Source organism: Paenibacillus sp. CMM36, from assembly GCF_053570945.1.
Genome location: NZ_JBSEDY010000010.1, coordinates 62325 through 88747, shown reverse-complemented (window position 1 = coordinate 88747; position 26423 = coordinate 62325). Strand labels below are relative to the sequence as shown.

Below are 26423 nucleotides of genomic sequence, written 5' to 3'. Positions count from 1 at the left end.
TTTACTATCTCATCACAACAAAGGAGTTGATTTGAAGTGGCCATTCGTCCTCCACAAACGCTGAAATCTACGGGCAGAAAGGTTCCTGTTACGAGATATCGCAATGTGAGTCCAACACAAACCCTTCGTAGATTTACAGTTATCTGGGCTAACAATGATGGTGTACCTTTTAACACGTCTGGATTTTTTGCAACACTCCGGCGTTTAGATGGAACCTTTGTGCAAGCTGCAGGCTTCGACCGCTTTGGTACTGCCCGATTCAACAGAGTCCGCACACCTACGAACCAGCCTTATATTCTGCGTACTTTTAGAGATGATGGAGTATTATTCCGCGTTAGATCCGTACCTGCTGGCGTATCCTCATTTGTCGTTATTGGTTAAGCTCATACCGAACGCAGCCTAAACGTGGGTAACCAAAAAAGCAACCAGAAACAGAGCATATCTGTCCTGGCTGCTTTTTTATATGCCTACCTATTCGGAATCTTCTTCCACTATTGCATCTTTCGTAGCGGCTGTATTGTACACCGTTTTGAGCCAGTTTTCACTCGACCAGTTCAGCTTGCCTGCACCCGCTCCATCCTTGGCCTGCAATTGAGCAACCAGGTTAGCAGGGTCTTCGGCAGTATAGCTGTATGGCAACGTTGTGAACCCATTCCAAGAGAAGCCCTTGGCCTTCGCAGGATAAGGGGCTAACGGGCTATTCGCAGCTTCACTGCCTCCTCTGAATACGGTACCATTGTCGGAAAAGATAACCTCTTCGGCTTTGATTTTACCTGTGTAATCCGCTTTGTTAGGATCTTTTTGATTATTACGCACTGGAGAAAACACATCAATTAAATAAGACTTTTCTAGCAATACCGCGCCGTTTTCTGTTGAAATTGCACCATTACCCACGACATCAAAATGGTATCCCTTTGCGGCAATTGCTTTAGCCATGTCAGAAGTAATTCTTTTTTTGGCTCTGGCCAATCCGGCATCGTCCATAACGATGTTATATGCATGAGCATTACCACCACGCAAACGTGGCATACGGTCCTGAATATCCAGGTAGTAATTATGATGCAGCGTCACTTCCAAATCCGCATTGTCGCCTGCCATTTCCGTAGCACCGATCAGATGCGCTTTCTTTTGTCCTGCTGCAATATCAATGATATCTTCTTTACTCATGCCTACTGCACTGCTTCTCAGATAAGCGTACATAGGATAGGAAGACTTGTCTGCTTCCATCGCGTTGACTTGTTGGGTTACCCAGCTGTTGGAGCTGCGGTCATCTCCTTTGAACAAGGACCAGGAAATCGTAACTCCGTTACTACCTTTTTTCACATCTACCAGACCATCATAGGCTTTGTTAAATGTGCAATGGTCGATCCATACCTTGGAGCTTGCACCTTCGACAGTAATATAGTCCCAGTCATTCTTGTCATAGTTCCCTTTGGTTGCTTCATCCCACTCCCAAAGTTCATCAAATTCGAGGTTACGGAAAATCAAATTGGAGCTTCTTTTGATAACAAAGCCGGCATGTTTGATTTTCGCACCATTGGCCGAGAAAATCGTAACCCCATTCATATTTTCGATATAGACTTTGCTCACACCCGTCTTTTTCAGAACAGGATGCGTCTGTACAGGATTGTTGGCACTAAAAGGCATCACTCTGGCAGCACTAGGAATTTCATTCCAACCGAGATCAAGATCGTTCATAATCTCAATCACTTTGACCTTGCTGCCTTTCTTCAGTGCTTCGTTGAGATCTACAGCGTTGTAAACTTTTTTGTAGTTGGCATTTGTATCCGCAATGTTGCCACCACCTGTATTACCATACGAAAAGCCAGTCAAATTATAGTTATTTCTAGAGGTTACATCAGTGTCCACTTCAGGAGTCGGTTTTTCTGTACCTGGTGTTGGTTTCACAGGCAATGTTCCTGGATCTACCTCAGAAGAAGCACCGGATACAATCACATTATCGAATTCGGCAGCTGCTTTGGAGGTCACCAAACCAATGGCTCCAGCAGTGAGGCTGGTGTCTGTTGCGGACAGCTCCAGTTGATCATTGACATACATTTTGATTTCCGAACCGGATAGTTCCAGCTTTACTTTGTACCATGTATTCGTGTCCAGTTTGTATTTTTTATTGGTAGCCAGTGTCTTCATAGAGCCTTTGACTTTTTTTCGAATCTCAAGCGCTCCGTCTTTCTTGTTGTACAACGATGCTGCGTAGAAGTTGTTGGAATCTGTGTATCTACCTGCAACGTAGACTCGATTGGAGCCATTAAAATCATTTACATATACATCTGCTTGCACGCTATAGTTCGTCCATGAGGCATTACCTTTAACGGAATGGCTTTCGCTTCGACTAGATTGCTGGTATGTAGAGCCATTCCCATCCTTGACCACAGACCAGTTCCCCGAATCCGCGATCCAGCCTTGAGCTTCTCCTTGTTCGAAATCATCACTTATCTGTAAATTCCCATCTGCATGTGCATGACCTAGCAACGGTAAGGATAAAGACAGTACCAACGTACTGCTTAACATTACACTTGCACATTTTCTTAGCAAACTCGATTTCATATAACAATCCCCTTCTTGATTAGATTCATGAATACTAAAGCAAAGGTTGCACCATTCATCGGACATGATATTCCCAACGGTATATAACATACTGATGAAGAGAATAATATCCCAACACCAATGAGGGCCCTCAAGCGCTATACTCCAATAATTATAGGCATTTAAATATATATTAAAATATGTCTAATTACTTATCTTTTGTCTTAATCTTTCAATTAATTTTGCATCCTGTTTCGTGAACACGCCAAATTCTGTTTCATAAAATCACAAAAAACGATATTTTTTTATTTTTGAATAAGACATACAGTTGTCATATTGGGAATGGTACATATAAAGGGGTGAGTATCATCCATATCATTTAAAGGAGCGATGAGATGTCCAGCTACGACTACGCTTCCAAATCGGAGTTAAAGGAAGCCATTCATGCCTCCTATTTACGATTTGACGGTGAGTTTCAGGAGATCGACGAGAGCCAAAAAGATATTCGTATCCCTGAAGTAGATAAAACACCCGCAGAGATGATTGCCTACCAGCTCGGATGGCTTCATCTTGTCATGACATGGGACAGAGACGAACGGGAAGGAAAAACCGTCATCATGCCCGCCCCCAATTATAAATGGAACAGACTAGGCGAACTATATCAATCATTTTACAAGACTTACTCCCACCAATCTTTACGCGAATTACGCGATATGTTCAAGTTGACTGAGCAAAAGTGGCTGGATTGGATCGACACACTTAGCCACGAAGAGCTCTTCACTCAAGGCGTTCACAATTGGACGGGTACGAATCCAAACTGGCCCATGGCAAGATGGATTCACATCAACTCGGTGGCACCGTTTAAAACATTCAGAGCCAAGATACGGAAATGGAAGAAATACAAAGTTCAACAGTGATGAAAAAAAGTGTGCATTGTGCTACAATACTTGAGTTGTATCGGGATACATTTAGGGAAGGGTAAGTGAAACGCCATGCTTATTATTGGTATTGCCGGCGGTACAGGTTCCGGTAAATCGACGGTAGCACGCGCCGTCGTTGAGCGTCTGGGATCTAATAAAGTGACTTTCATATCTCAGGATAACTATTATAAAGACCATTCACATCTGAGCTATGATGAACGTGCTTTGGTCAATTATGATCATCCGTTTGCCTTTGACAACGAATTGCTTATTGAGCATCTCCAATGTCTGAAAAAAGGACAAGCGACACAAGCGCCCGTGTATGATTTTACGGTTCATGCCCGCTCCACGGACGAGACGGTAGAGCTTCTGCCAAATCATATCGTTATGTTGGAGGGTCTGCACGTACTGTCAGACGAAAAGCTCCGCAGCCTGCTTGACATCAAAGTATTTGTGGATACGGACCCTGATGTGCGTATTCTCCGTCGGGTTCTTCGCGATATTGAGGAACGCGGCCGCACCATCCATTCGATCCACGATCACTATCTGACTACGGTTAAGCCGATGCATGAGGCATTTATTGAGCCTTCCAAGAAATACGCTGACCTGATCCTTCCTGAGGGAGGACACAATGAGGTTGGCATTCAACTGCTGTCTATTTTGACTGAAAAATATTTGGCAGGAGATCGGACTTGGGGTACTGTATAAGGTAATCCCGGTTGTTTAAGGCTGTCGAGGTTTTCTCGGCTGCCTTTTTTGTGTTTTATATGCCATTTGGACTAATTTTTTTTGGAATCCCCGTGTGGTTTATGTTAGCATGTAAAGGTTAAATGCTTTAGATTCAAGCTAAGTTGGAAGCGTTATCAAATATGTGCCTCAGATGATATGACGTCCACGTGGTGGAGGTCTTTTTTGAATCAGGATTTTTACAAATCCTCGAATAGGTATAATTACGGAGAGTGCTGCCATGAATGAGCTATGCAACATTTTGATTGTGGATGATGAGATATTGGTACGGCAAGGAATTAAACACCATTTATCGTGGGAACAGTATGGATTTCGAATTGTAGGTGAGGCCTCCAACGGGAAAGAGGCGCTGGAGCTGATTGAAGCCTTGCGTCCTCATATTGTCATTACAGATATCGTGATGCCGATCATGGATGGCGAGGAGCTGACGCGCATAGTCAGACAGAATTATCCAGATATTGAAGTCATTGTGCTTAGCAGTTACGGTGAATTTAATTACGTGCGATCCACCTTTCAACAAGGGGTTGCTGACTATATTTTAAAGCCCAAGCTGGACACGGATGAACTACTCCAAGTCCTCCAGAGAACCGCTCGCAAAATTCCATCCATTCAATATCAGGCGGATGCTGGGAATAGTCAAATTACGATAGATCATGTGATCGAAAAGCTGATCTCCGGGTATAGCATGGACTATGACGCCGAGCTGCTGAAGCAAGCATTCCCTTATACTCGTTTTGCGCTCATAGGTATAGAACAGTCGGTACAGCAGGATAAAGGGCGCTCCATCTCTGCCTCGGACCTATTTTCCAAGCTTACAGATCGAGTATCCTCTGCCTGTGAGCGCATCGTACTGCGACAACTGCCGTCTGATGCCTATGCGGCTGTGTTTTTAGCCAATCTTGATCCACGGGAAGTAGACGCCTGGATGGCTGCGGTTAGGGAAGTTGCTCAGGAGACAAAGCGAGTCGATCCACAGACAGGCTGGGCAGTTAGCCATTTATTTGATGAGTTCAATCAGATTAGTGACGTCTATCAGGATGAACTGCCAAAACTGCTGAGTTACCGCTTTTATTTCCCAGGAACAGCGCTGTTAATAGAAGACGAACTCCCTCAGCCTGTACAAGTGAACAGCTCGTTTAACTTAAAACAATTTACAGAAGAGATGAAGCGTGAGCATTTTGATACAGCTTTTCAGGATTTGAGATCCTATGTAGCCGCCATGTCCGGTAACTATACCTCTACCGCTTTTGAATTCAAATCGCTTCTTGGAAATATCGTGTTCAACATTACGATTTTGCTCGGGAATCAGGGGTATGATATGAAGGAGTTGGATGCGGCGAAATATTCCTATTTCAAAACAATTAATGATGCCCCTCATGTACATGAAGCTGTGCGCCTTCTGGAGGCCTTTTTGGAGGAAGCGAACAGGCAGATCATGGCCAAGACACAGCCGGGAAGTAGCGCAAGCATGAAAAAACTGCTGGAGTATATTGAGGAGCATCATGCTGAAACACTCAATTTGACGACACTTGGGCAATATTTTCACTTTAACCCTTCCTACTTGTCCAGTTATTTTACGGCACACCATACAGAAGGTTTTAGCGAGTATCTGAACAAAATTCGGGTTGAAAAAGCCGCAGAGTTACTACGGTCGGGGACGATGTCCATTTCGGATATTAGCAGCATGGTAGGCTATTCGGACCCCAGCTATTTTACCAAAGTGTTCAAAAAGGTGAAGGGTTCCTCGCCCAGTCAGTACCGCCGGGAGCATCTCTATTAGAGAGTAAGTCACATCTGCCAGCAGAAAAGAGATTGAATATGAAAAGATATATGCATAAGATCAAATATCAAGGTCTGTTCTTCAAAATCTTTATTGTTATGGTGGTCAGCATCACTGCGGTGTCCTTGCTGACCTCTTTGGTGACGATTCGAATGTCTGAACGACTTTTTGCGGAGACATTCAGTATTACAAATGCCAAGGTACTCAGCCAGATTCAATCCAGCTTTGAATCCTTCAATGATTCCATCGTGAATGCCGTAACCCATGCTTCGGAAAATGGAACGGTCAAGAACTATCTGACTGGCGGTCAATCTGACTCGATAAACTCAGCGAGGACTTACTTCGGAATGGCACAGCAAATGAAGCAAATTAAATCGAACGTCGATGCCTATGATGTCGGTGTCGCTGTAACAGGTCTGAACGGTCGGAGCTTTTACTCCGACTCTTCCTATTGGCCTGTAACTGCGGAAGAGCTTAAAAGCAGTGCGATTACAGCCCAAAGTGTAGCACGACCGGCACAGCTTATGTATCAATTGGATACTGAATTATTTCAGCAACAAATGAATACCACCGCGCAAAAGCCAACACCCTATATTATCGCCTCCAAACCATTTATGGAGCGGACCAGTGGCACCCTGTACGGCATGATCTACATCGCTATCCGAGAGCCTGAATTTCGCCGTTTCTACAACAATTTCACGAGCAACGGCAATGATGTGCTTATTTTGGACAAGTCGGGATTAATTGTATCGAGCAACCGCCAGGACCTGATCGGACAACGCTCCAGTGAGCTGCTAGGCTATGCCACAAAAATCAATGAACAGGGATTGAACTACATTAATACCGATGTGATGAATAAGGAGAGTATCCTCCTTTCCAACTATATCCCTTCATTTGATTTTTATCTGGTGAACATGATCGACAGACAAGCCGCGATTGGGCAAATTATTGACGTTAAATCCGTTGTCTGGATCTGCATTGCCATCGTACTGATTGCTTTGGTGATCGTTTTTCTGATATCCCGTCGACTAATTCGTTCCCTGACTCGACTGGTGAAGCAAATGTCGACCATACGTGAGAAAAATTTTGATAATTATATCCCGGTAACAGGCAGCTATGAGGTTAGACAATTAAGTCATGCTTACAACTACATGTTGGATGAACTAAATGACTATATCCGTAAGCTTTTAGAGACGCAAAAAGGCCAACGAAACGCAGAGCTTGCTGCACTACAACGGCAGATCAATCCGCATTTTCTGTACAATACACTGGCTTCGATCAAAATGCTGGTACTCAAAGGAAACAAGGAAACAGCCGCCGAAACGATCAATGCGCTCATTTCCTTACTGCAAAATACAATCAGCAATGTGAGTGAAACAATCACCATCGAGCAGGAAATGGCCAACATGCAAAATTATGTGTTCATTAACCATGTGCGCTACGGGCAGCGGGTACAAGTGAATTATTTTGTATCACCCGATTGTCTGGAGTACCATGTGCCCAAGCTCATCATTCAGCCTTTTATCGAAAACTCTTTTTTCCATGCGTTTAATGAAAAAAATGTAGGCCACATCTATATATTGGTGTCCAAAACGGAGGATACATTGATCTGTGAGGTGGTCGATGATGGGGACGGTATGGATTTGGACGGGCATACGGCGCAAGACGGACTGCCGAATCCCAAGAGCAAGCGCCAACTGTTCACAGGCATCGGCATCCAGAATGTGCACAACCGCATTACCCTTTTATATGGAGAAGAATACGGCGTGACCATCTCCAGTAAAAAAGGCGAGGGCACCAAAGTGAGAATGACCCTCCCACTGATCGTAAAACCCACCCCACCTACCCCATAAAAAAATAGGCTGAACTAAACAAAGAAGGTGGAACAAGAACGGAGTGGGCGGAATGGTGCTGTACAAGCAACAGCGATGGGAAGCACCATCCGGCCGCGCAGTGGCGCTTAGTGAACAACTTTAGTTCAACCTAAAAAAAATACCTAAATCAAAATAAAACACAAATGTAAGCGGTACCTTTTTTCATAAATCATAATAATAAGACCAATCCGTATAAAGATATTCCTAACACCGACAAAGTATGGATGGTACACTAGATTTACAAACAAGGTAACCGCTTTCATTCAAGAGATTTAGAACTGGCAAGCAACATATAAAAAAAGAGTAGGGGTTGAACAAAATGAAAAAAATGACTTTCCTTCTGCTGATTGCAAGCTTGATCTTGCTATCCGCATGCTCCAGCAATTCCGAGAAAGCAGCTACAACCACAGATTCAGGCAAAAAAGAAATCACCGTCTGGGCTTGGGACCCGAATTTTAATATCGCAGCCCTGAAGCTGGCAAAAGATCGCTACGTTGCCAAACACCCAGATGTAACCGTAAACATTGTTGAATATGCTCAAAACGATATCGTACAAAAAATGAATGCCGGCCTTAACTCCGGATCTACTAAAGGATTGCCGAACGTGGTTCTGATCGAGGATTATCGGGCACAGAACTTCCTGCAAGCCTATCCCGATTCTTTCCATGATATGAGCAGCACGATCAAAGCATCCGACTTCGCTGATTATAAAATTGGACCGACTAGCTACAATGGCAAGCAGTACGGTGTTCCATTCGACTCCGGTGTTATGGGACTGTATGTAAGAACGGACTATCTGGAACAAGCCGGCTACAAAGTAGCGGACCTGACCAATATTGATTGGGACAAATTTATTGAAATTGGTAAAGCCGTAAAACAAAAAACAGGCAAAGAAATGCTGACTCAAGATCCGAATGACCTCGGTCTGATCCGCGGTATGATCCAAACCGCAGGTTCATGGTACCTGAAAGAAGACGGTAAAACACCAAACCTGGCTGGTAATCCAGCTCTGAAAGAAGCTCTCTTGACGTACAAATCCTTGTTCGACGCTAACATTGTTAAAATGAATGCCGACTGGAGTCAGTTCTTGGCCGCATTCAACAGCGGTGCAGTTGCTTCCGTACCTACAGGTAACTGGATTACACCTTCGATCAAAGCAGAAGCTTCGCAATCCGGTAAATGGGCTGTTGTTCCTTTCCCTAAGCTGAAAAATATACCTGAATCCGTGAATGCTTCCAGCCTCGGCGGCAGTTCCTGGTATGTCCTTAACTCGGACGGTCAAGATACCGCTGCTGATTTCCTGAAAGAGACATTCGGAACAGATACAGATCTGTATCAAGATATGCTGAGCAAAATTGGAATTGTCGGTTCATTGAACGCAGCTTCCAGCGGTAAAGCTTATGACGTGGAAGATCCGTACTTCGGAGGCGACAAAGTATATAAGAAATTTGCAGAATGGACTAAACAAGTTCCAAAAGTCAATTATGGTCTGCACACGTATGCCATTGAGGATATCATGACCGTTGAAATTCAAAACTATCTGAACGGAAAAGATGTAGACGCAGTTCTGAAAGATGCTCAAGGACAAGCGGAAGCACAGCTTAAATAAGACAGTCCATCTAGCCAAGGCTAAATAATAAAACGAAAAGCACTTAAAACCTTGGGCTTGCGAGTTCAAGGTTTTATTGCTGCACAGGGAGTTGACATGGTATGAAGACAGCCGCGCCCAAAATAACTACAACACGTCTCAAAGCAGGTATGACAGGATGGTTGTTCATATCCATCGCAGTGATCATGATCGCCGCTTTTTATTTCTATCCGATGATTCAGGCGCTTATCTTGTCCTTTAAGACAGGTACAGGGTCTAATCTGAGCTTTAACGGCATTGATAACTACAAGCGACTCTTCACCGATAAAATGTTTATAACCGCCGTGAAGAATACGTTTATCTATTTAATTTTCCAGGTGCCTTTGATGGTCATTCTGGCTCTGTTCATTTCGGTATTGTTGAATGATAAAAACCTGAAATTCAAGGGCTTTTTCCGCACCGCTATCTTCTTGCCGTGTATCACATCCCTTGTAGCCTATTCCGTTGTCTTCAAGTACCTGTTCTCGTCCGACGGTCTGGTAAACTCCTTATTGCTGAATCTGCACGTGATTGGCACGCCCATCCAATGGATTACAGATCCTTTCTGGGCCAAGGTTACGATTATTATCGCGATCACATGGCGCTGGACTGGTTATAATATGATCTTTTACCTGTCCGGTCTTCAGAACATTGACAGTTCCATCTACGAAGCGGCCCGTATTGACGGAGCTTCCCCGATCCGACAGTTCTTCAGCATTACGGTTCCACTGCTTAAGCCGATTATCCTGTTCACTTCGATTACATCAACGATTGGTACACTCCAACTCTTCGATGAAATTATGAATATTACCAAAGGTGGGCCAGGGAACGCGACATCTTCAATTTCGCAATATATTTACAATCTGTCCTTCAAGTATTCATCCGACTTTGGTTATGCGGCGACCGTATCTTATTCCATCGTCATTATGATCATTATCTTGTCGATTATCCAGTTCAAAGTGGCAGGTGAGAAAAAATGATGAAAACAAAAAGAGCATTTACGTACGCCTTTCTGATCCTTGTGTCGTTCGTTTCGATTTTCCCGTTCCTGTGGATGCTATCCAGCGCCACGAACCTGTCGGTCGATGTGACCAAGGGCAAGCTGCTGCCTGGCTCCCATCTGATGGATAACATGCACAATTTGCTTGAAAAAGTGGACATCGTTACCGCACTCAGTAACTCTGCAAAAGTCTCCATCTCAACTACGCTGCTGGCTATGCTAATCGCGTCATTGGCTGGTTATGGCTTTGAAATTTACAGAAGTAAAGCGAAAGACGTTGTCTTCAATATCCTGCTGATGTCTATGATGATTCCGTTTGCGGCGATCATGATCCCGCTCTACCGGATGTTCGGCAGCATTTCTAATGTCATACCGTGGATCGGTATTGATACGCTCTCTTCTGTCGTCATTCCGACCGTAACTACGGCGTTCCTGATCTTCTTTTTCCGTCAAAGCACCAAGATGTTTCCCAAAGATCTACTGGAGGCAGGTCGTATGGATGGATTGTCCGAGCTGGGTCTGTTCTTCCGGGTATACATGCCTACAATGAAAACAACCTATGCCGCTGCCGCGATCATCACATTCATGTCCAGTTGGAACAACTACCTCTGGCCTCTGATTGTGCTGCAAACGCCGGAAAATCAAACGATTCCGCTGTTGATCTCGAACCTCGGCTCCAGCTATGCACCGGATTACGGTGTCATCATGATCGCCATTGTCCTGTCCACACTTCCGACTGCACTGGTATTTTTCCTGATGCAGAAACACTTTGTAGCGGGCATGGTGGGTTCGGTAAAATAGCAGATTTCTGTGTACGTTCTTCATTTCAATTTTAAAAATAAGGAGTGTTCGCCTTGACCATCCAACCCCCTAGTCTGGACTGGCTGACCGACGTAACCAAATTTGCTGTACATCGGCTGCCCGCCTATTCCGATCACAAATATTACGCTACGCTTCAGGAAGCGGAGCAGCAAGCTGATATGGCTTGGCGCCATAGCCTGAATGGGAGCTGGAAATTTAACTATGCAACGAATCCAGCCAGTCGTCCAGTAGAGTTCTATGCGCCTGGCTTTGAGTACGGCGGCTGGAGCGATATTCAGGTACCGGGTCACATTCAGACGCAAGGCTTTGGCCAAATGCAGTACGTGAACACGATGTATCCATGGGACGGACATTCGGACGTTCGCCCACCCCATATTCCGGAGGATCACAACCCGGTCGGGAGCTATATCAAAAGCTTTGTTTTACCGGAAAATATGGCTTCCGACGCGCAGCCTGTGTTCATTTCTTTCCAAGGTGTTGAGTCGGCTTTCTATGTATGGTTGAACGGACAATTTGTCGGTTATAGCGAGGACAGCTTTACACCATCTGATTTTGAACTGACACCGTTCCTGCAAGCAGGCGAAAACAAGCTGGCGGTAGAGGTTTATCAAAGAAGTACGGGGGCGTGGCTGGAGGATCAGGACTTTTGGCGTTTTTCCGGTATTTTCAGAGATGTGTACCTCTATACCATCCCTACGCTTCACGTACGTGACCTGCATGCCAAGGCAGATCTGGATGCTTCCTACACGCAGGGCCTTCTGGAACTGAAATTGACCTTGGAAAAGCCGGCAACGGCCTATGCAACTGTCGATGTGAAAGATGCTACCGGTCATGTTGTAGCTTCTTTGAAAGCTGACTTTACGGATGGCACGGCTTCACTGTCAGCAACCTTGGAGCAAGTGCAGCGGTGGAGCGCGGAAAAACCCTATTTGTACACGTTGTTCATTCAAATTTATGATGCCAGTGGATCGCTCGTGGAAGTCATTCCACAAAAAATCGGCTTCCGTAAATTTGAGCTGATCAACAAGGTCATGTATTTGAACGGCAAACGTATCGTCTTTAAAGGTGTGAACCGCCATGAATTTAACGCTCGCACCGGACGTGCGATTTCCCGTGAAGATATGCTGTGGGATATTCGGACGCTCAAGCAGAACAATATGAACGCTGTCCGCACCTCTCATTATCCAAATCAGACGCTGTGGTATGAGCTATGCGATGAGTACGGGGTCTATGTAATTGATGAAATGAACTTGGAAACACACGGTTCCTGGCAAAAACTCGGTGCCGTCGAGCCATCGTGGAATATTCCTGCCAATCTGCCTGAGTGGCAAGATATCGTCATGGATCGCGCCATTTCCATGCTGGAACGGGACAAAAACCACGCGTCCATTCTGATCTGGTCCTGCGGCAATGAGTCGTATGCAGGCGAAGTGCTGCGCAATGTAGCTAACTATTTCCGAACCACCGATCCGAGCCGTCTAGTGCATTACGAAGGCGTGTTTCATAACCGTACGTACGATGATACTAGCGATATGGAGAGCCGGATGTACGCCAAGCCTGCAGATATCGAGCAATACTTAAACGATAATCCACAAAAGCCGTATATCAGTTGCGAATATATGCATGCGATGGGCAATTCCGTAGGCGGCATGCACAAGTATACCGAGCTGGAAAACAAATACGAGCTATATCAGGGCGGTTTTATTTGGGATTATATTGATCAGGCTGTTATGAAAAAAGATCGCTATGGACGCGAGTACCTCGCGATCGGCGGCGACTTTGACGACCGTGCTACAGACTATGGCTTCTGTACGGACGGAATTGTCTATGCAGATCGGAAGGTTTCGCCGAAGATGCAGGAGGTCAAATTCCTGTATCAAAATCTGAAGCTCACCCCGGATCGCAGCGGTGTAACCATTCGCAATGAAAACCTGTTCGAAGGAACGGGGGACTACGAGCTTGTATACAGCCTGCTGCATGAGGGCCAAGAGATCGCACGTAATGCCATTCATGTGGATGTGGCGGCTCAGACCGAAGCGTATATTCCACTGACGTTCCCAAGCACAGACGAGAAGCCCGGTGAGTACGTCATTCACACCGCTCTGGTTTTGAAGGAAGCGACGCTCTGGGCTGAGGCTGGACACGAAGTGGCCTTCGGACAGCATATTTTCATCGTGGAAGATCCAAATCCGCTGCAGCTCCCTACGGTCGGTGCCTTACGAGTGGTGCATGGCGATGTAAATATTGGCGTTCACGGTGCAGATTTCAGTATCATGTTCTCCAAAGGAGCAGGTAGCCTGACTTCACTTCGCTACGCCGGACGTGAGATGATCGCTACACCTCCTGCTCCATTGTTCTGGCGGGCGACCACAGACAATGATCGGGGAACCGCACTGGGCTTTGAAGCCGGTGGCTGGTTCGCTGCAAGTCTGACACGTAAATGCGTGGGCATCGAGGTCACGGAAGAGCAGACAGACCGTGTAACTGTTGCATTCCGCTACACGCTGAGCATTCATACGGACGCACAGGTAACGGTAGCCTACACCGTCTTGGCAGATGGCAGTCTGAACGTAAAATCGACTTATGAAGGCGTCTCAGGACTGCCTAACCTGCCGATCTTTGCCCTTTCGTTCAAGGTTCCGGCAGACTACCGCCATCTGGACTGGTACGCGATGGGACCGGAAGAGAATTACATCGACCGTGCCTTTGGCGCGAGACTAGGCGTATTCCGCAACGAAGCTGCGGATAACGTATCCGGGTATGTCGTGCCGCAGGAATCCGGCAATCGTACAGGCGTGCGCCGTGTCGATATTACCGACGATTCCCAGCGAGGCATTCGCATTACTGCACCTGCCACCGCGCCTGTGGAATGTAATATTTCGCCGTATACAGCGTTTGAGCTGGAAAGTGCCTACCATCTATATGAGCTACCCAACGTGTACTATACCGTTGTCACCGTAGCTGGCAAGCAAATGGGCGTAGGCGGCGACGATAGCTGGGGAGCCCCGGTACATGAAGAATACCAAATTACAGCCGATCAAATGCTGGAATTCGAGTTCACCGTGCAGCGGATATAAATAAACTCCCCGTATAAGCAAGTATATATAACAAAAGCCCTTCCGCTGCTTCCCTGATGGAAAGCCAGAAGGGCCTTTGCATTTTATCATTCCAATCATACTGTCAGCAGAAAATAAAGTCCTAGGTTGTCGTTGTTTCATTGAATCAACGTTTCCCGTTAGTTCATGGATTAATATACAACTAAAATCCAAACTCTGTTACTCTTTCAAGCCACTCACGCATAAGTGACTCAAATAATAGAACCTGTTCAATCTGAAGATTATGCCCTGCTCGATCTAAAACGGCGAAGGTTGCTCTAGGATAATTATCTAAAATTCTAAAAGCATCTATGTAACCAACGACTGCATCTTGTCGCCCAAGAGTAAATACTGTTGGTTTATCAAAAACTAATTTATCTATATTGGTGGAAAACCCATAGTTTCTTTGAATCTTGCTAAGAAAATCGTAGTCAGCGATCTTACAACCTGCCACTATCTCTTCAGAATACCTTTTCCAATTATATTCATTGAGAACGACTTGATTTGCGCTAAAATCACTTATTTGCTCTTCACTTAAGGTGCCCATAAACTCGCGATCACAATGAACAACAAAATGCTCGGGCAGTATTCTTCTTTTGTGTTCAGGAATAATTAATGGACAAATCAGAGCAGCTCCACCAATACGATCTTTATGTCTATTAATTATTCCCCTTGTAATATATCCACCGTACGATTCGCCTGCTATGAGATAATCCTCGTTTGGGACAAGAGTTTCAATAAAATTTATAACTGCTTCTAGCATATCATCTGAATTACATATTTGATCGTAATCCTTTGTTTGTCCCATTCCAGGCAGGTCAAGATAGATACGACGCCAATCGGAATTACCTTCAAATATCGGTTCCATGCACCCACTCATTAACCGATGGTCTGGTGTAAAACCATGAATCATTATAATCGGTTTGCCTTTACCAATTTCCTCGTAATATATATTGGCATTCTTGACTTTACAATATGGCATACAGACCCTCCAAAATTGAGTTATTTATAAAATTCTTACACCAAAGAAGAATCTACATTGTTTTATCAAAAAAAACAGATCTCCGGTTCGTTTTGATTATATACTCATATATAACACATGTAAAGAACGCTTGTTCCCTTTTCTTATTTCTAGAGTTAAACTAACCTGCCCGTGAGCTGAATGAAGCAACGTCCGTCTAATACTTTATTTTCCCAGTCTAGAACTTTAGCTAGCTCGTAGCCAGATTGACATACGTTCGCGTGAAATCAAGGTTCTTCAAGTCCCTTTGATCTATAAAAAACTCCAAATACCCCGCGTCCCACCAGCACATACCAACCTCGTCCAAAGAAGAGACCGAGAGCAGAACATGCCAATTTTCCGAAGCCTGATCGTGCTTTTCCCGATTCGTTTGATATTCTTGTAGCTGAGGCAGCACTTCGGATCGTAAATGCTCCGCATAATCCGTACTCCCCCTATGCGTAGCTTGCTCGATTTCCTTATGAATCTGACTCTCACTCTTATGCCAGTTAAACAGAAGACCCTCCAGCCCATTTCGGCGTAGATAAGCATCCCGCCGGGTGTTCCCTGCAAAAGATTGATGCTGACCCCACAACGTGTCACTTTGTTCACAAACAAGCTCATACAGCTCTTCATACTGATCTACAAGAATATCTCCTAGCTCACCCTCCGACCGAAGGGTAACAATCGGCTGAAAAGAAATTGCACAAGATGTGAAATCCCTGTCCTCGGCACATACTTCAACCTTCCCAGTCGGTGGCATGGTTTTCTTCAAAGCGCTACTATCACCGTTATAGTAAAAGATTTTATGGTCAATATCATAGGCGGGCTCATCCAGCCCAAGAAAAAAGTATAGTATGCCCTGATGAGGCAATCCCTCAAATGGTGAAAAAGGCAGCTCACTCAAATTAATTTGAGCAATAAACGTATAATATTCCCCGTCTGAATTACACGGCCACTCTATCGTGGGTGGCAGATCTGGATAGCCGGCGATCCGACTATTTCCAATGTGTTCGTAGTTTTCCTCATGCTCCACATGAAATTGTATAGCAGCTTGAGCTTCCTGATGAATCTCTTCTTTTAAATCTTCATCCAGTGAATACCCTTCCAGTATTCGAGTCAGTTCATCCTTTAATGGTGGTTGTAGCATCTCGCTCGCCCCTTTTTCATCAAGTAATAACATAGCCTGCAACCATTTAAACCCTTCCCTCAGATTACCATATTAAGTGACTCCGTCAATTGACCAAATACTGCACCAGTTGCCTCCTATGGACGGTGGCACCCAACTTTTAGTAGAAATGCGCTAGACATTGTTCATAAATGTTTTGTGATAGGCATTCCGGTATTGGGAAGGAGTCATGTGGGCTCTCTTTTTGAACAAACGCATAAAATACTTCTCATCGGTATAGCCTGCCTCTTCGGCAACCTGCTTAATGCTCATATCTGTACGGGAAATCAACTCTTTGGCTTTGTTGATACGAATACTGTGAATGAACTCCAAGGGGCGCATACCTGTGTTTTGCTTGAACAAACGAGAGATATAATCCTTGTTATAATTGAATTTTCGAGCTAAATCCGTCACGGTCAGCGGCTCTTCGGCATGAATTCGGGTCCACTCAATAATTTTGTTAAAACTCACATTCCCCTGTGAATGAGCAGGATTGGAAAGCAAGCGGCTAAGCGCCAGTTCTGATATCTCGATCAGCAGCGAGGTGAACAAATAATTGGCACTGTGATACGTAAGATAATGTGAGTTGGCTACATGCAAAATCTGATTGACGATAATATGAATCCGATCCCCGTTGTCTGCCTGTACACATTGCGGTAAATAGATATCCCGCATCTTGCCATGACGCTGCAAAAGTCCATTCATAGCACTTGTTTCCTGCTTCATTTCCTCATTAGATAGTACATTCGGGGTCGCGGGAACATCGAAATGAAACCAATAAAATTTTACACCCGGCAACGATTCCCGGTATCCTTTATGCGTACGACCGGGGTAAAGCAATAGAATATCTCCCTCGCCTACTTCAAAATCCTCCCGTTCCTCCCGTTCCTCTCGTATATATACCGTCTCTTGGACACCCAGGATCAGCTCAAAATTATCAATGGAGCGACTCATATGCTTCCAAGGCACCTCGGAAACAAACTCGCCTGCCGAGATCAGTTGGATCGGAGCATCTACATTTACTTTTAGATAGGTCATGTTATCGCCTCTTTAGATTCATGTTCGGATTTGTCCACCCATTGTATGGTTAAGCTACTGACATACCGCGATTCCAATGCTAATGTAGTGGAGAAATATACACTTTCATCTTAGCTAAGGAGCGATGATTTTGAAAGCTAAAGCTTTTGACTTGCATAAAGTAAGAATTGATTCCGGCCCACTTTTACATGCGATGGAATTGAATACGGCCTACCTGCTGAGTTTGGAACCCGATCGTTTATTATCGCGCTTTCGTGAATATGCGGGACTGGAGCCCAAAGCGGCTCACTATGAAGGCTGGGAAGCGCGTGGCATCAGCGGACATACACTCGGCCACTACCTGTCCGGCTGTGCACTGATGTTTGCCTCCACAGGCGACGAAAGACTGTTGGAACGCGTGAACTATGTAGTCGACGAACTGGAAATATGCCAAAACAGTCATGGAAACGGATACATTTCCGGCATTCCACGTGGGAAAGAGATTTTTGAGGAGGTAAAAGCCGGAGATATCCGCTCCCAGGGCTTTGATCTGAACGGTGGTTGGGTGCCACTATATACCATGCACAAACTTTTTGCGGGCTTGCGTGATGCACATCTGCTGGCGCATCATCCCAAGGCCCTGTCTATAGAAATCAAACTCGGCAACTGGCTGGAGGATGTACTTCAAGGACTGGACGATGATCAGGTGCAGCAGGTGCTGCATTGCGAGTTTGGCGGTATGAATGAGGTTCTAACGGATCTGGCGGAACATTCGGGAGAAGAACGCTTTTTGAGTCTGGCGGAACGCTTTTATCACGGAGAGGTGTTAAATGATCTCGCAGATAGCCAAGATACGTTGGCAGGGCGACATGCCAATACGCAAATCCCCAAAATCATTGGCGCTGCACGGCAATTTGAAATGACGGGGAAACCGCAATATGCGGACCTATCTCGCTTTTTCTGGGATCGGGTGGTTCACAAGCATTCCTACGTGATCGGCGGCAATAGTTATAATGAACATTTTGGTGAACCTGGGAAGCTGAATGACCGTTTGGGCGAAGGTACCTGTGAAACTTGTAACACCTACAATATGCTGAAATTAACAAGACATATGTTCGAGTGGGACGCCTATGCAGCCTATGCCGACTACTATGAACGAGCGATGTTCAATCATATTCTAGCTTCACAGCAGCCTGTAGATGGACGTGTGTGCTATTTTGTATCGCTGGAAATGGGAGGACACAAGTCCTTTAATTCTCAATATGAGGATTTCACATGCTGTGTCGGGTCCGGTATGGAAAGTCACTCCATGTACGGCACTGCAATTTATTTTCACACGCCAGAAGCGATCTATGTCAATCAATATGTCCCTTCTACCGTGACATGGGACGAGATGGGCGTACAGCTCAAACAAGACACTCTCTTTCCGCAAAATGGACGGGGAACGCTGCGCGTTATCAGCAAGCAGCCCAAATCCTTCGCGATCAAGCTAAGATGCCCGCATTGGGCGGAGCAAGGGATGCTGATTAAAATCAACGGGGAAGAGTACGTCACAGAGGCCTGTCCTACCAGCTACGTTGTAATGGAACGGGAATGGAGCAATGGGGATACGATCGAGTACGATATTCCTATGACCGTGAGAGTCGAGGAAATGCCGGATAATCCACACCGAATTGCTTTTATGTACGGCCCGCTTGTACTGGCTGGGGACCTTGGCCCTGTTGAACAGGAGTCCAACGAGGAACGTCTGCTTGCGTCTGTTCTGATCGGATCGACCGATTCCCTGACAACGAAGCTGATTGCTGACGGGAACGAGCCTAATACATTCCATATGACCGACTTAGGCTATATCGGAGACTTGCAGCTTCGTCCGTTTTATCAGATGTATGATCGTTCATATACCGTCTATTGGGATCTCTTTTCCAAGGACGAATGGACAGCAACCGAGGCAGAATATCGTACCGCGTTAGCGTATCAGCTAGAGCTGGAACGACTTACAGTGGACGTTGTGCAGCCTGCCGAAATGCAGCCTGAACGGGATCATGCCTTTACTGGAGAGCATGTAGGTCTAGGGTCCATCTATAACCGCAAATATCGCGATACCTGGCCTGGGGGCTGGTTCTCTTTTGTCATGAAGGTGCTTCCGGATGAGCCTGTCCAATTGGCGGTTACTTATTTGAAGGACTTGAGCCGTCCCCATAGTGACTTTGACATCACTGCGGATGGCCTGATTTTAGGGGAAGGCAAGCTGGAGTCTGAGGAAATGAATAAATTCGAAACGTTCGTCTATGAGCTTCCTCTATCTGTGACGAACCACAAGAATGAAGTTACGATTCAATTCAAGGCCCATCCACAAGGCAAAGTGGCGAAAGTAGCTGGATTACGAGTGATTAGACACTCTATTGTATGATCAAATTATCTATATAAATCTACTATTCCGCCTACTGCGTTTTGATGTTCGTTTTTTAAAGGAAGTTTATAAAACAACAAGCAGACGCTTCTATAAGCTGTCTGCTTGTTCCACTTACTTCCTTATAACTTCGATTCATCGTCATTGCTTCATGTTCACTTCACAGCATGTTCATTTCGCGGAAACTGTCTCTAATCTTGCGCAGCTCTTGCTGTGCTCGACCATAGCGGGAAGCGTAGGTCCAAGCAAGCACTTGATGATAATGCGAAGGTGTTTCAATCGTGGTCACGTTATACATGGCCAGATTCCCATCTATTTTTCCTTTTAGGGTAAACTCAATGGCAGGATATCCGTTCACCACCATATCTGAAGCGGTCCCCAATTCAGGGTCCGTAATTCCTGACACCAAATGATCCTCAATGATTCCTTTATATTCTTGAAGAGTCATACTGCTGTCAAAATCGCTTTTCGGTTCAGACAATACAATCAGATATCTTTCGGTAAATTCATTTTTAATGGCGATGTCCGCATCCTCATTAATCCTATTATCTCGTGACCAATTCCAGGGAGCCGTAACCGCAAACTGGGTATCCTTACTGGTAAATACCTCAGGCTTCATGATTTGCGTAATGAGCATAGAAATTAAAGATACAGCAAAAACCATTGAAATGATCGTCGTCAGGATGATTGCTCCTGCAATAATCCCGGTTTTCTTTCTGCCCACCTTTCCCAAATCCCTTACCTTAACCACATATGTATTCGCAGCCATATCTCCAATCCGTTGTTTCCGAGGTGTCACCAGCACACATATACCGGCGGGCAGTCCCATGAAAAGCAGCGGATTCGTATCCACCAGATGTATGAGAGTGCGGATCAAGGATTTAACCATGCCTGGCGGCCTTCCTTCTCCATTCACAACCTGAATACGAAGTACAAACTTGCCCAGCGTATAGCCTGTAAGTCCTTCCAGTAACAGATAATAGCAGAAGGAGCCGATCAGGAAGAGCATCACTACCATACCCATATTTGGGGTTTCCGCTTCAGCTACTTTTTCCGCTGTAAAATATACCAGCCCTCCGTACCCAAAGACGATAAGAATGAAGTCAATCATCCAAGCCGCCCATCTTCTGAAAAAAATAGAGGCACCGTATGTTTCTGATAATACTGCCATCTTATCCGGTTCTCGTCGCTGATAACCGCCATTCCTCACAAATTCTCCCGGAGCTACTGTAGATGGATTTTTCAATAAATTAGGTTCTTCCAAATGATACACCCCTGATGTCAATTTAATCCTAGTTAAGTATAGCATCCTTTTTCATCCAATGGAGCAAGCCTGACAGTGCACTGGAGTAAACCGAATCCCGCCGATGAACAAACCACACCTCTAATTTACGATATTCCTCAGGTAAACGATGAGAAGCAATACTTCCCGCCTCCTCTGCCTTTGCAATCGACGATTGTGGCAACATGGACACTCCCAAACCAGAGGCTACTCCACCCAAAATGACTTCCAAGGTTCCGAATTCCATAATCTGATACGCATCCACACCTGCATCGCTCAGAAAACTTTCCGCTCTTGCCCGATGTGTGCAGCCTACATCGAAGAACAGCATAGGCTTGGCAAGCAACTTGCTCATATCACTTTCTCCCGGTTCCGAAATAAGCACCAACTCCTCTTCAAACGCCGCAACATGCTCTATATGCGGATCATCGACGGGGCCATAGACGAACGCTCCATCTAATTCGTAATTTAATACCTTTTGTACGAGATCATGGGTGCTGCCTGTCATAAGCGATAGATGGACATCAGGATATTGAGCGTGATATTCCATCAATAAAGAGGTCAGATGCGTAACCGCCGCCGTCTCAATCGAGCCCAGTCGCAAAGGTCCCGCGGGCTGGTCTGAATATTGAGTGGACTTTACAGCCTCGTCCAGCAAGGTCAGTATGGTATCCGCATATTTCAGCAGATTCTCTCCTGCTGGCGTTAACGTCATTCCCCGGTTAGATCGGCGAAATAGCGGTACGTTCAATTGTGCCTCAAGCTGCTGAATCCGCGAAGTCACATTGGACTGTACATAATTCAAAACTTGCGCAGCCTTCGTGATACTGCCCTCGCGAGCGACGGCCCGAAAAATTTTCAAATCACTGCTTTCCATGTATACGTCACCTGCTTGGTATGATCATTTGTGATACTCACGTTCGATTTTGTTCATTTTACCGGATGCTTGCCGCTCTGTACAATTCAATATATATGCAATTGCATCTAAATTCGCACCACGGGAGGTTTTAAAATGAAAGCCGTGATACATGCCAGCAAAAACGGCCCTGAGGGTCTGATGTATACAGACGTTACGGACAGACAGCCAGGGAACGATGAGGTGAGGGTAAAACTCAAAGCCGCAGGCTTGAACCATCGGGACTTATTCCTCATGGCAGATCGAGCTGCCAACGATGCTCCACTCATTCTCGGATCCGATGGAGCAGGTGTGATCGAGGCTGTGGGTGCTGGCGTCCCAACCTCGCTGGTAGGCACCGATGTAATGATCAATCCATGTATCGGATGGGAGAATACGCATCATGTTCCCTTAGTTCCAGCCATTCTGGGCGGACCTTCGGACGGGACATTCGCTGAATCGGTTATCATCCCCGTCCAAAATGCCGTCAGCAAGCCAGCATACCTTTCATGGGAAGAAGCAGGGGTACTGCCTTTGTCTGCTTTGACCGCTTACCGCGCGCTCTTCACAAGAGGCCAATTGCAGGAGGGTGAGCACGTCCTCATTCCCGGTATTGGCGGTGGTGTAGCCACGTATGCCATGCTTATGGCTTTAGCGGCAGGTGCACGGGTCAGCGTCACATCACGCAGCGAAGCAAAGAGGCAGGCTGCCCTCGCCCATGGCGCTAATCATGCATTCGACAGCCATAGCGGATGGAAAGAAAATATGAACGGAGACACCGTAGATCTGGTCCTTGACAGTATCGGTCCTGCTACGTTCGATAAATATTTGGATGTCCTCAAGCCAAACGGTCGGATTGTTACATTTGGCGCAAGCTCAGGAGATCAAGTAGAGATTCCACTGCGGTCTATATTTTTTCCTCAAATCAGTATCATCGGCACCTCTATGGGCAGTGGCGAGGAATTCGCAGCTATGCTTCAGTTCATGGAGCGCCATGCACTCCATCCGATTATAGATAGCGTATTTCCTCTACAAGACACAGCAAAAGCCTTCCACCGTATGCAGCAGGGAGCGCAGTTAGGCAATATAGGAATCAGGATAGAGTAAGGAGTCTGAACGAAGTATAGGAATGGAAAAAAATCCACTACCGTAAAATGCCTTCATCCAGAAGTCAATTTTATGGTAGTGGACCTATTTAGTCGATCAAACGATGCTGGACCCATTTGTTGCCCCGGAAGCGCCAAAGGAAAACGAGTCCCCGCACGCCCCATTCAATATCCATAGCCAACCAGACACCAACAATCCCCAAGTTGAACACAATGCCCAAAATATACCCGAGCACCACCCGACACAACCACATGGACAGCATTGAGGTGAGGGACGTAAATTTTGAATCACCTGCTGCCCTTAGTGCAGAGGGTGTGATAAAGGCAATGGACCAGAGCGGAATCTGGGCCAACGTATTAATCAGTATGACAACAAATATGTCATCTACGATTTCGGCAGGCGGATGAAACAGCCCCACCATCGGCTCAAACAAAGGCATCAGGATTAATCCCATTACAATAAACGAACAAGACGACAGCCAAATAAACGATTTGGTAAACTTGCGGGCATCCTCGACATTTCGACGTCCCATGCATTGACCGACCACGGTTACAATCGTAAGAGCCAAAGCATTCGCAGGGATTTGGAACACGTTAGCTAGGGATGAGCAAATGGCATTCGTCGCCAACGCATTGGTTCCCAGACTCACAATGAAAATTTGGGTTAAAATTTTCCCCCCATTAAAAAACATCTGCTCCGCTGCAAAGGGAAGCCCGATAAACAAAATCTTTTTAAGCATGGCCAGATTAAAGTAAAGCATATCTCTAAGCTGAACACGCAAGTCATCATCTACCCTGACCAAATAGATCAGCGCGCACACTGCTCCTGCATATCTGGACACATTGACGGCAATCGTCATGCCCAGCACACCCATATCCAATACATTAATGAATACCACATTGAGGAGCACGTACGAGAGGTTCATGATGAGAGAAAGAGCCAGCGATGCCCTCGTCTTCCCGATCCCCCTCAGCGCTCCACACACCGCCTCAACGATTGCAATCCCCACAAAAGACATACAACTTCCCAGTAGATATACCTTACCGTTAGCTAATACATCAGGCGAGGCGGAACCAAACAGAACACTCAAAATCGGATTGTACAACACGATCATAAACAAACTGATACATAAGGCCAGCAAGGAAACGGAGGAAATGGTACCGGATGCGGCTTTAGAAACCATGAGGTCGTTACCGCTCCCCTTATACTGTGCCACGACAACCGTTCCCCCGGTAGACACTGCGACAAACACATTAATCAGAAAAATATTCAAAGAATCAATCATATTTACGGCACTGACTGCCGCCATCCCCGACGAGCTAATCATGGCCGTGTTCACCAAATTAAGACCCACGATAAAAGCCTGATCAATCAGCAGCGGGATAAACAGCGCAATCATCTGTCGATAATCAATAGACTCTCCTGAAAAATGCTTATTCAGAAAGCCATGTGTTCTCATCCTTACACTCAGTTGACTCATATCATCACATTCTTTTTCTCAAATTGAAAAAAACCCTTCAACAGAAGAGCCTTCATGGCGAAAAAATGTATAAAGTTGCAAGGCTAGATGTGTCTAGTTCTTGATTCTGTACACTTTTCTCTACATAGAAGTATTGCTCCAAAAGAAAATCCTGTCAATGGTCTTGCTCACATTTGAATAGAAAATAACAGAAAAACCTGCTCAGCTCAGTGAACAGGTTTTGCAGCAGTATTATAATGCCTTAATATGTCATTAAAACCTTGTTAAAAGAATGTCTATGATCTTCTCGCAATCAAATCTTGTTGAATAGAAGCTTCATTCTTTTCGAATTTTTTATAAAAAAACATAGGAATGATCCCGATCAAGAAGATGATAAATGGCAGCCAGATAAAGCTGAACTGAATGCCAGACAACGCCGTAGGGGTTTGAACTTGCCCAGCGATGTAACCGGTGCTGCCCATAATCCATGCTGGCAATAATCCGCCAATTCCGCTACCCGCTTTAATACAGAATGCGCTTCCAATAGAGGTCAGGAAGCCACTTGCCCGAATACCATTTTTCCATTCCCCATAATCGACTGTATCTGACAACATCGCAAACGGCATAGAACATGCAAAGCCTGATCCTAACGCACCAATAATCCAGCCGATAATAATGAGAGTTAAGTCTGTACTTCCCATTAAAATCACGACTTGACCCAGCGCAGCTAATATCAATCCGATAATCATAATCGCATTTTTACTTAATTTTCTGGCAAAAAACGGAATCAGAACCATCGAGATCAACTGTAAGGAGGTCAGTCCATTGATTAAAGGTACTAAGTCCTTACTGTCCAGATTGTATTGCAGATAAAAGATGAGCGTTGCTGAACGAATATTCAAACCGATCCAGTAACACAAGTTGGCAGCTACAACGAGCATCCAGGGCCAGTTTCGTTTGATGGCTGTGAAGCTTTTGGCAATGGGAACGGATTTCGTTTTCACTGCTGCATTTTCTCGCAAATCGGCAAACGCTATGAAAAACATAATAATCGCCATGATTCCAAATAAAACGAGCGTTAAGGAAAATCCTTTTTGATCATTCCCTTGTCCAAAGAAAGCAACCAAAGGTAACGTAAACGTCGTGGCGATGAAGAAGCCCACATTCCCCCCGACCATGCGGAAGGAGTTCAAGACAACGCGTTCATTAGAATTGGTGCTCAGGTTAGGCAGAATAGACGTAATCGGCGTACTAATTCCTGTGTACAGGATGCCGGCTATGATATACGTAATGGCGGCATATGCAATTTTGCCCGACTCACTCCAATTGGGCGTCGTAAACGTAAGGACCATGAACACAGCGAACGGAATTGCTAACCATAGAAAATAGGGTCTGCTCTGGCCGTATTTTGACTTCGTTCGATCAATCAGGATGCCCCAAATCGGGGCATCAATAGCATCAATAAAACGGGTGATAAATAGTAATGTCCCGGCAATCCCGATAGAAAGACCGAATACATCTGTATAAAAATATAATAGATAACTGGAAATGACACAGTACAATAGATTGCCGGCCGTATCCGTTAATGAATAGCTGATTTTACGATGAAAAGGAACGGTACTGGTTGCCTTTTCCGGTGGTTCTGTACTCACAATTCTCGTACTCATGATCTTTCC

General features: G+C 45.4%; 19 protein-coding genes. 11 read left to right on the top strand and 8 right to left on the bottom strand.

Annotation, left to right across the window (positions count from 1 at the left end; translation table 11 throughout):
• Positions 1-36 precede the first annotated feature (36 nt).
• Entirely contained in the window at positions 37-381 is a 345-nt protein-coding gene (locus ACWA2B_RS19090; RefSeq protein ID WP_016820169.1) for a hypothetical protein, read from the top strand.
• 90 nt (positions 382-471) lie between these two features.
• On the opposite strand, the gene ACWA2B_RS19085 is transcribed toward ACWA2B_RS19090, so the two are convergent.
• Entirely contained in the window at positions 472-2565 is a 2094-nt protein-coding gene (locus ACWA2B_RS19085) for a pectate lyase family protein (RefSeq protein ID WP_449292512.1), read from the bottom strand.
• Between the two features lie 374 nt (positions 2566-2939).
• Between ACWA2B_RS19085 and ACWA2B_RS19080 the strand changes: the two genes are divergently transcribed.
• The 8 genes from ACWA2B_RS19080 (at position 2940) to ACWA2B_RS19045 (ending at position 14391) form a co-directional block, all read left to right on the top strand.
• Positions 2940-3461 (top strand): ClbS/DfsB family four-helix bundle protein, encoded by a 522-nt coding sequence (locus ACWA2B_RS19080; RefSeq protein WP_029516908.1) that lies wholly within the window; start codon positions 2940-2942, stop codon positions 3459-3461.
• Positions 3462-3536: 75 nt separating this feature from the next.
• Entirely contained in the window at positions 3537-4172 is a 636-nt protein-coding gene (gene udk / locus ACWA2B_RS19075) for a uridine kinase (RefSeq protein ID WP_013308305.1), read from the top strand.
• A 259-nt stretch (positions 4173-4431) separates the two neighbouring features.
• A complete protein-coding gene (locus ACWA2B_RS19070) occupies positions 4432-5991 on the top strand; it encodes a response regulator transcription factor (protein ID WP_318628149.1) in 1560 nt (519 codons plus the stop codon).
• Positions 5992-6029: 38 nt separating this feature from the next.
• Complete coding sequence (locus tag ACWA2B_RS19065) at positions 6030-7844, top strand: cache domain-containing sensor histidine kinase (RefSeq protein WP_449292511.1); 1815 nt, start codon at positions 6030-6032, stop codon at positions 7842-7844.
• 340 nt (positions 7845-8184) lie between these two features.
• Positions 8185-9474, top strand: coding sequence for an ABC transporter substrate-binding protein (locus ACWA2B_RS19060; RefSeq protein ID WP_069010158.1), 1290 nt, complete (start codon positions 8185-8187; stop codon positions 9472-9474).
• Between the two features lie 101 nt (positions 9475-9575).
• Positions 9576-10472, top strand: a complete 897-nt coding sequence (locus ACWA2B_RS19055) for a carbohydrate ABC transporter permease (RefSeq protein WP_013308301.1) — start codon at positions 9576-9578, stop codon at positions 10470-10472.
• On the top strand, positions 10469-11293 hold the full coding sequence (locus ACWA2B_RS19050; protein ID WP_013308300.1) for a carbohydrate ABC transporter permease: 825 nt from the start codon (positions 10469-10471) through the stop codon (positions 11291-11293). The genes ACWA2B_RS19055 and ACWA2B_RS19050 overlap by 4 nt, the downstream gene beginning before the upstream one ends.
• A gap of 53 nt (positions 11294-11346) precedes the next feature.
• Positions 11347-14391: a glycoside hydrolase family 2 TIM barrel-domain containing protein gene (locus ACWA2B_RS19045; protein WP_449292510.1), complete on the top strand. Its 3045-nt coding sequence runs from the start codon at positions 11347-11349 to the stop codon at positions 14389-14391.
• 181 nt (positions 14392-14572) lie between these two features.
• Here the strand turns inward: ACWA2B_RS19045 and ACWA2B_RS19040 are convergent, their stop codons facing one another.
• The 3 genes from ACWA2B_RS19040 to ACWA2B_RS19030 all read right to left on the bottom strand — a co-directional run bounded on the left by ACWA2B_RS19040 (position 14573) and on the right by ACWA2B_RS19030 (position 17615).
• Positions 14573-15391: an alpha/beta fold hydrolase gene (locus tag ACWA2B_RS19040; protein WP_029516913.1), complete on the bottom strand. Its 819-nt coding sequence runs from the start codon at positions 15389-15391 to the stop codon at positions 14573-14575.
• Positions 15392-15620: 229 nt separating this feature from the next.
• A complete protein-coding gene (locus tag ACWA2B_RS19035; protein WP_318628146.1) occupies positions 15621-16559 on the bottom strand; it encodes a YwqG family protein in 939 nt (312 codons plus the stop codon).
• A gap of 153 nt (positions 16560-16712) precedes the next feature.
• On the bottom strand, positions 16713-17615 hold the full coding sequence (locus ACWA2B_RS19030) for an AraC family transcriptional regulator (RefSeq protein ID WP_449292509.1): 903 nt from the start codon (positions 17613-17615) through the stop codon (positions 16713-16715).
• A 130-nt stretch (positions 17616-17745) separates the two neighbouring features.
• Here ACWA2B_RS19030 and ACWA2B_RS19025 point away from each other — a divergent pair, with 130 nt between their 5' ends.
• Positions 17746-20004 (top strand): beta-L-arabinofuranosidase domain-containing protein, encoded by a 2259-nt coding sequence (locus ACWA2B_RS19025; protein WP_342434717.1) that lies wholly within the window; start codon positions 17746-17748, stop codon positions 20002-20004.
• 160 nt (positions 20005-20164) lie between these two features.
• Here the strand turns inward: ACWA2B_RS19025 and ACWA2B_RS19020 are convergent, their stop codons facing one another.
• A complete protein-coding gene (locus ACWA2B_RS19020) occupies positions 20165-21313 on the bottom strand; it encodes an RDD family protein (RefSeq protein WP_449292508.1) in 1149 nt (382 codons plus the stop codon).
• Positions 21297-22163, bottom strand: a complete 867-nt coding sequence (locus ACWA2B_RS19015; RefSeq protein ID WP_049816966.1) for a LysR family transcriptional regulator — start codon at positions 22161-22163, stop codon at positions 21297-21299. Before ACWA2B_RS19015 ends, ACWA2B_RS19020 begins: the two co-directional genes overlap by 17 nt.
• 135 nt (positions 22164-22298) lie before the next feature.
• Here ACWA2B_RS19015 and ACWA2B_RS19010 point away from each other — a divergent pair, with 135 nt between their 5' ends.
• Complete coding sequence (locus ACWA2B_RS19010) at positions 22299-23288, top strand: zinc-binding dehydrogenase (protein WP_209949920.1); 990 nt, start codon at positions 22299-22301, stop codon at positions 23286-23288.
• Positions 23289-23376: 88 nt separating this feature from the next.
• Here the strand turns inward: ACWA2B_RS19010 and ACWA2B_RS19005 are convergent, their stop codons facing one another.
• The gene (locus tag ACWA2B_RS19005) at positions 23377-24768 is read right to left on the bottom strand and encodes an MATE family efflux transporter (protein ID WP_069010166.1); all 1392 of its coding nucleotides are present in this window, start codon (positions 24766-24768) and stop codon (positions 23377-23379) included.
• Between the two features lie 275 nt (positions 24769-25043).
• Positions 25044-26414 carry an MFS transporter gene (locus ACWA2B_RS19000; protein ID WP_029516920.1) on the bottom strand — a complete coding sequence of 457 codons (1371 nt, stop codon included), beginning with the start codon at positions 26412-26414 and terminating at the stop codon, positions 25044-25046.
• Positions 26415-26423 lie beyond the last annotated feature (9 nt).